Annotated in this window: 8 protein-coding genes; 2 read left to right on the forward strand and 6 right to left on the reverse strand. The window is 51.5% G+C overall.

The genetic code is table 11. The features are described from left to right. The first annotated feature begins 109 nt into the window (after nt 1–109). Nucleotides 110–1138 (forward strand): IS110 family RNA-guided transposase, encoded by a 1029-nt coding sequence (locus G565_RS0122235; protein WP_028670063.1) that lies wholly within the window; start codon nt 110–112, stop codon nt 1136–1138. Between the two features lie 300 nt (nt 1139–1438). Here G565_RS0122235 and G565_RS0122240 read toward each other — a convergent pair whose 3' ends face one another. The 6 genes from G565_RS0122240 to G565_RS0122265 form a co-directional block, all read right to left on the reverse strand. Beyond that, nucleotides 1439–2269: a nucleotidyl transferase AbiEii/AbiGii toxin family protein gene (locus tag G565_RS0122240; RefSeq protein WP_037341185.1), complete on the reverse strand. Its 831-nt coding sequence runs from the start codon at nt 2267–2269 to the stop codon at nt 1439–1441. Then, on the reverse strand, nt 2266–2823 hold the full coding sequence (locus G565_RS25600) for a type IV toxin-antitoxin system AbiEi family antitoxin domain-containing protein (protein WP_157600207.1): 558 nt from the start codon (nt 2821–2823) through the stop codon (nt 2266–2268). The genes G565_RS0122240 and G565_RS25600 overlap by 4 nt, the downstream gene beginning before the upstream one ends. A 604-nt stretch (nt 2824–3427) precedes the next feature. Next, entirely contained in the window at nt 3428–4369 is a 942-nt protein-coding gene (locus G565_RS0122250) for a DUF4351 domain-containing protein (protein ID WP_028672741.1), read from the reverse strand. A 184-nt stretch (nt 4370–4553) separates the two neighbouring features. Continuing rightward, complete coding sequence (locus G565_RS25605; RefSeq protein WP_051208453.1) at nt 4554–4808, reverse strand: BrnA antitoxin family protein; 255 nt, start codon at nt 4806–4808, stop codon at nt 4554–4556. Nucleotides 4809–4943: 135 nt separating this feature from the next. Further along, nucleotides 4944–5201 (reverse strand): type II toxin-antitoxin system BrnA family antitoxin, encoded by a 258-nt coding sequence (brnA, locus tag G565_RS0122260; RefSeq protein WP_028672742.1) that lies wholly within the window; start codon nt 5199–5201, stop codon nt 4944–4946. Then, on the reverse strand, nt 5191–5454 hold the full coding sequence (locus G565_RS0122265; RefSeq protein WP_028672743.1) for a BrnT family toxin: 264 nt from the start codon (nt 5452–5454) through the stop codon (nt 5191–5193). The genes brnA and G565_RS0122265 overlap by 11 nt, the downstream gene beginning before the upstream one ends. A 190-nt stretch (nt 5455–5644) precedes the next feature. Between G565_RS0122265 and G565_RS0122270 the strand changes: the two genes are divergently transcribed. Continuing rightward, the gene (locus G565_RS0122270; protein WP_028672744.1) at nt 5645–6022 is read left to right on the forward strand and encodes an Rpn family recombination-promoting nuclease/putative transposase; all 378 of its coding nucleotides are present in this window, start codon (nt 5645–5647) and stop codon (nt 6020–6022) included. The last annotated feature ends 240 nt before the right edge of the window (nt 6023–6262 follow it).

Raw genomic sequence — 6262 nt, forward strand, 5'->3', positions numbered from 1 at the left:
GTCACCCAGAGGACGCTGAGATGGTCTCCTCCCCCGCCCATTGGGCTCGGCGTCATATTGCGCCATCATGGTGGGTGAGACATCCAACTCATGACGCGAGGAGGAAACCATGGCAAAGGTTAAAACAATCGGCGTTGATTTGGCAAAAAACACGTTCTATTTGGTGGCCTTAAGTGCCACGGGCAAAACGGTCTGGCGCAAGAAAGCTACTCGTGATCGGTTGCTGCCCTTTCTGGCTCAGAAGACGGGCATCGTTGCGATGGAAGGCTGCAGTGGCGCCCACCATTGGGCACGGTCGCTGCAGGAGCTGAATATTCCCGTCGCGATCCTGCCCGCTCAGCATGTGAAAGCCTATCAGCGTGGTCAGAAAAATGACTTCAACGACGCGACTGCCATCGCCGAGGCGCATCTGCACGGCCGTATTCGAGCAACCGAGGTGAAAACCCTGGCTCAACAAGACCTGCAAAGCCTGTTTCGGGTGCGTGAGCAGCTATTGAAAGAACAAACAGCTCTCATTAATCAGGTTCGGGGGCTTCTGATGGAGTATGGGGTAACGATCCCACAAGGAAAACGGCACTTCAAACGTGCGCTCCCGTTGGTACTGGAAGATGCCACCAACGGCCTGACACCGCCGATACGAGAACTGCTGCACCGTCGCTATGAGGTGTATCAACTGTTGGAACAAGAGCTCGACGGGTATACAAAACAGATCGAGTCGCTGGCCAAAGCGGACGAGCACTGCCAGTGGCTGATGAGCATACCTGGGTTTGGCGCTCTGGTGGCCACGGCGTTCAGTTGCTGGCTTGGCGATGGCAGCCAGTACCGCAAAGGTCGCCAAGCCTCAAGTGCGCTGGGTCTGGTGCCAAAGCAGCACAGTACCGGCGGACGCACGGTGTTGTTGGGCATTAGTAAGGTGGGCGATAAGAATTTAAGAGCCTTGCTGGTTCACGGCGCACGCGCCGCCGCGCGTGTGATGCCTGGCAGAGAGGATCCGCTGAGTCAGTGGTTCCTGCGGGTTAAAGCCCGGCGAGGGCACAACATCGCTGTGGTGGCACTGGCCAGCAAGCTGGCTCGAATTGGCTGGTCGGTTGTCAGACAGCAAACAAGTTATCAGAAGGTTCAGGCGGCGTACGCCTGAGCAAGCAGTTGGAGGCTGAATAGCACCACTCACTTCCCAGGTTGCGAAGGCAGACAGCATTGACGGCATAACAGGTTGAACCGACGTACCGAAAACCCGTGGAAGCCAAAGGGCAAAGCCCGTGAGGACGCTAGAGGACGGTACGTGCGAAAGCTCATCAAGGTCCGCGACCACACCATGGTAATGCGTCGCATAGAGAGACCGAATATACGGCAGCCAACCTATCCCTGCTTGTTACAGCTGGAAGCCTTGCAAAGAGGGAGGAGACCATATACTGGCTTCCTACGAAAAACAAGTCACTTACTCGCTAAACCGAAGCATTCCGATCAGCTGCAAAAAATAATCGCGGGACCATATATCCAGAGCCTTGGCATCGGGAACAAACCTGATTACGTCACTGCGCGCAGAGCGTATATCCAGCGTTTCAATTCTGTTTTTTAACAGCACCTTAAACTCTGGTATCGCTATTTCACGTGCGGCCAAATCCCCACTCTGAAACGCACGTTCCGCAAAATGCTGCAGGTTCAACGGGTGCCCTTGGCGAACATACCATTCGAAGTCAAACCAGTCGCGCCCCTTAACTCGTTTGCCCCACTTGCGATACAGCAGCGCATGCATTTTGCCCGCAAACAAGTCCGGCAATGCAAAGCATTTGGTATAGAACGAATAGGGCTGAATAAGCAGGCGTTCTTCGGTTTTGAACCCCAGTGGCGGTTCTTTATCGACTTCCAGTTTTATTTTTATGGCCTTTTGGCCATTAACCGTCAAATCGTAGAGACTGGATGTTTTCTTCAAAAAGGCTGACTCGATGTCGGACTCTGCCGTTTTCTCTTTTGCCGTGACACTAACATCGAACCCAAACACGCTGAACTCATCCCGAAGCGCCCTGAAATAAGGCTCCAGCGAAAAAGACTGATCCGGGGCCAGTAAAGAGAAGTCCAGGTCTTCTGAAAACCGGGGAAGGCCATAGAAAATGCGTAAGCAGGTACCCCCGTAGAAAGCGGTGCGATCAAAAAAACCACCCCGCTGCAGCCCCGCCAAGGCTATTTCCTGCATAACCTCTCGCAAAGCCAGCTCTTTGGAAGTCACATCACCCTTATAACGGGCCAGCATTTGCTCGACGACCGTCATGACCACTGCTCCAAAACCTGGCCCAGTAACCTAAACAACGGCACTTTATGGCCAGCCGACAAATACTGTGTAACCACCTCCGGCTCCGGGTTTTTTAACATTGCACGATCTACTCGCAAATCATCTTCCAGAAAGGTTTCCATCGCTGTCAGTGATGCCAATCTCAGGTTACGCGTCAGCAATAGCTTATCGCACAGTGCTTTCGTTGGCCCCGCCATTAAATAATGGCCCTTTCCCTCGGTTACCGACTCCATTCGGGCACCTACCAGCACCAACGATTCCGGTATGTGTTGATACGTATAATAACCCAGTGAGGTTTCGTAGGCTTTCGCCCTGCGGGAGGTCACCGATGTTACGGTAAACACCCCTTCGGGAATCACACCATGCCAGGCAAGGGCATACTCAAGCGATACACAGGAGGGGCCGTACAAGTTATTGGCAATAAGAGGTAAACACAGAGGCTGTTGGCGCCACGGTGACCCCAGAACATACACGCCCTTCTTCAGGGGCAGCAATACGCCGCGATCTACCAGGCTGGCTATTTTGTCGTTCACAGCGCTGTATTCATCCAAAATTGATAACAGCGAAGACCGGCTAAAAGGGGCGCTACCGAATTGTTGAAGCTGTTGCTCAATGCTCATATGCAGATTTTACACAGATAACAGATTTATAATCGATTATCTGTGTATATTTTACCGAATACAACTGATGAAGTGACGGAACACGACAAAGGTCGTAGAACACGAACTGACGCAACACAGGAAGTGACGCGGAACACCGACTGACGCAACACAATAACGAACGCAAGACACCAAAAGACGCACAACCCACCACACCCGTAGGAGGCCAGTCCCCTGGGCGACTGGAAGCACACCAGCCACCGGACAAAACCACCGCCCAACAGGCCAACTTCACCGGTGATTCATTCTCCCCGTCACCCAGAGGACTGGCTTCCTACAACAAAAGACCAAACACCCTCTATACCCGTAGGAGGCCAGTCCCCTGGGCGACCGGAAGCACCCCGGCCGGTGAATAAAACCACCGCTCAAAAGGCCAACTTCAATGGCTCCCCATTCTCCCCCGTCACCCAGAGACTGGCTTCCTACGAAAAACCAAAAAGCGTTGTACCGCCTATTTCGCTGCTCTTAGTCTTTTCAATCAATGCTCTCGAAAAACTTCTGCCAGCGAACCTGCATCCAATATACGCTCAGCCCAGAGCTCCAACTGATTCTGATTAGCAGCCTCGAGCCGGGCTAGTGTTTGTGCATCAAGTGAACCGAATCGACGTTGAAGCAGGCGACTTATAACTGCACGTTCACCCTGTTCCATACCTTGAGCTCTGCCCTGCTCCATACCTTGAACCCTGCCTTGCTCCATTCCTTCGGCCTTTAGCCGTTCTGTCAGGCTTGCCATGGTTTGGTCCTCCTGCGGGTATTCCGCCTTGTATTGCACCTGTTCATTATCGTCCAGCTCTGAATAGATGTCGATGAAGTCCAAATATTTCAGTTGTTTTTCAGGATTGGGTTCCAGTGTAACCAGCCCCTGCACCGCTTTGGCGTACATTTTCAGCTTTTGGTCCGCTGACCAGTGCATCAAACTGAGGCATAACCGGGCAATCAGGTTGTTGCTGTCCCAGTACTTTTCTGCTTCCCATTCAGCAAGCGCACACCGAATGTACTGAAATTGCAGATAATCGTGCCGGTCACCACCCAGGGTCAGTTCTGTGGGTTCTTTTCCGAGCGAATTCAGAAATATCACCACCGGTACCACCCGGGTCGTCTGGCATAAATCAGCCAAATCCAGGCAATAATGCGCCAAACGGTGTATGGAAAACCGACCTGGGTCTGTTTCCTCTTCCAACACGAACAGCAGTGCTTCTCGCTGACCGTTGGGCCACTCCACCATCAACGGAACATCCAGCTCGCGGAACCGCTCCCCTAACCGCTCTTTCAGCTGTTCCTGCCGAAGCGGAACCACCCGCGTTTCGGGACCAAGGTGCCCGGCTTCTTCTGGGCTGAACAACTGAATAGCCTGCAACGGATAATCAATAATGAGGTTTTTGAAATTCTGGTCATGACTGACGCGCCGGGATCCTTCCATGCCATTCGCCTTATGCTGTATATTTATACAGTAGCATAGCGAGCCCGGAAAACCGGGTCAAATAGAAGCCCAACCCCTACAGTAGGAGGGCAATCCCTAAAACGTCAGTACATGTTTCGCGTCAATTCCTGTGTTACGTCTCTTAATGTTTCGCGTCAGTCAATGTCCCACGTATTTTAATGACTTACGTTTCTTCCCGCTCTGAACCGTGCACAGTATGCATGGAATAATCGCGGAGTATCGTGTTAATCAGTGTCTGGTAGCCAATGTGTTTTTCTGCAGCCTGTTTCTTCAATAGCAACACCACATCGTTATCCAGACGGATCGTTGTGGATACTTTTTTGGCAGAATAAAAGCGACCACGAACACCATTTGAGAAATCGTAATCGGCTTCCAGCTCAAAATCGTCCAACGCAGCTCTCTGTTCAGGTGTTCTCATAGAATGCCCTCTCACTCCGATTCGCTTTTATGGCGCTGATGTCACCGGTTACCCGTTCTCCCCGTCACCCAGTAGACTGGCTTGCTACGAAAGACTCTACTGGTTGCCTGAGCGTGGTATCCGTCCATATGTTGTCTAGTGGCCTAGTTCTTTTAAACCATCGTTCGAAGCCTCAGCTTTCAACCGTTCGACCAACCACACTTTAATAATAGACTGCCTGGTAACACCAATACGTGCTGCCTCACGATCCAGCGACTCGACCACCCAAGCTGGAAAATCGACATTGATTCGCTTTTGCTGTTGATTCACGCGGCGTGCTGAGGTTAGATCAAGGTCATCGGTAATATCCAACGCGTCATCATCGAATTTCTTATCAAAGTCTTTAGCTTTCATACAGTAACACCTCTTTGCCCTTGGCCCGCCTGACAGAAATCAATCGGATATTTTCACCTCTGTAAGTCACAACGGCAGACCAATGTTTGTCACCTATTTTGCCGATTAGCAAAAATCGTGGTTCATCTTCTGAATTAGCCCTAATTTCTAACAGATCCGAGTCATCCCAAAGCGCCTGGGCGGCCAGAAAATCGATTCCGTGCTTGCGATGATTGGCGACACTCTTCTCTTTATCAAACTCAAACTTTAGCATGAGTATAAATTATTCCTTTTTTACTCAACCTTCAAGTCTCAGAATAGGATTGAATGACGTGGAACACAAACGGACGCACAACCCACCACACCCGTAGGAGGCCAGTCCCCTGCCCGACCGGAAGCATCCCGGCCAGTGAACCAAACCACTGCCAAGAGGCCAGAATCACCGCCCGGACCCACTGGGCCTGATGAAAACCTTATTCCATGAACCCATACCACTGGTCGACATCAACCAGCTCAGCGACGATGAAATAAAACAGCAACGGTGGATCGGCATTGTCGCCAGGGTAATCAAGCACATACGCGAACCCCACATCGACCCTTACTCACTGGAATGGCTGCTTGACTGCGCCACCCTGGGTAACCAGAACCACCAGCAATTGGATTTCTTCAAGACCTTGCTAAACTGCGCAACCAGAACTGGCAACGTCATCGACATTGACTATCTGGTCGAAGAAAGCCACCGGCTACCCAAGCCCATAGGAGACACCTTCATGACCATTGCAGAACAACTGGAGCTCGGGGCGAAGCGAAAGGCAAAGCTGAGGGCAAAGCCGAAGGTATAACTGAAACAGCCCTGAACCTCTTGAAAGAAGGCACAGACCCACAGTTCGTGGCCAAAGTAACCGGCCTGTCTCTGGAAGATGTTATGAAACTGACGCAACACAATAAAGGACGTAAAACACAAAAAGACGCACAAAACGTCCGTTCATGTCTTACGTCACTCACTGTGCTGCGTCAGTTTATATTTCGCGTCTTTCTATGTCCTGCGTTTTCCGTGTCCCACGTCTTTTCAATCAATGCTC

It is taken from the genome of Saccharospirillum impatiens DSM 12546, assembly GCF_000423605.1.
Lineage (GTDB): Bacteria > Pseudomonadota > Gammaproteobacteria > Pseudomonadales > Natronospirillaceae > Saccharospirillum > Saccharospirillum impatiens.

Excerpts from the sequence above, each read along its gene's own strand:
- G565_RS0122235 (WP_028670063.1), top strand. The coding sequence starts at position 110 with ATGGCAAAGGTTAAAACAATCGGCGTTGATTTGGCAAAAAACACGTTC.
- G565_RS0122240 (WP_037341185.1), bottom strand. The coding sequence starts at position 2,269 with ATGACGGTCGTCGAGCAAATGCTGGCCCGTTATAAGGGTGATGTGACT.
- G565_RS0122250 (WP_028672741.1), bottom strand. The coding sequence starts at position 4,369 with ATGGAAGGATCCCGGCGCGTCAGTCATGACCAGAATTTCAAAAACCTC.
- G565_RS25605 (WP_051208453.1), bottom strand. The coding sequence starts at position 4,808 with ATGAGAACACCTGAACAGAGAGCTGCGTTGGACGATTTTGAGCTGGAA.
- brnA (WP_028672742.1), bottom strand. The coding sequence starts at position 5,201 with ATGAAAGCTAAAGACTTTGATAAGAAATTCGATGATGACGCGTTGGAT.
- G565_RS0122265 (WP_028672743.1), bottom strand. The coding sequence starts at position 5,454 with ATGCTAAAGTTTGAGTTTGATAAAGAGAAGAGTGTCGCCAATCATCGC.
- G565_RS0122270 (WP_028672744.1), top strand. The coding sequence starts at position 5,645 with ATGAAAACCTTATTCCATGAACCCATACCACTGGTCGACATCAACCAG.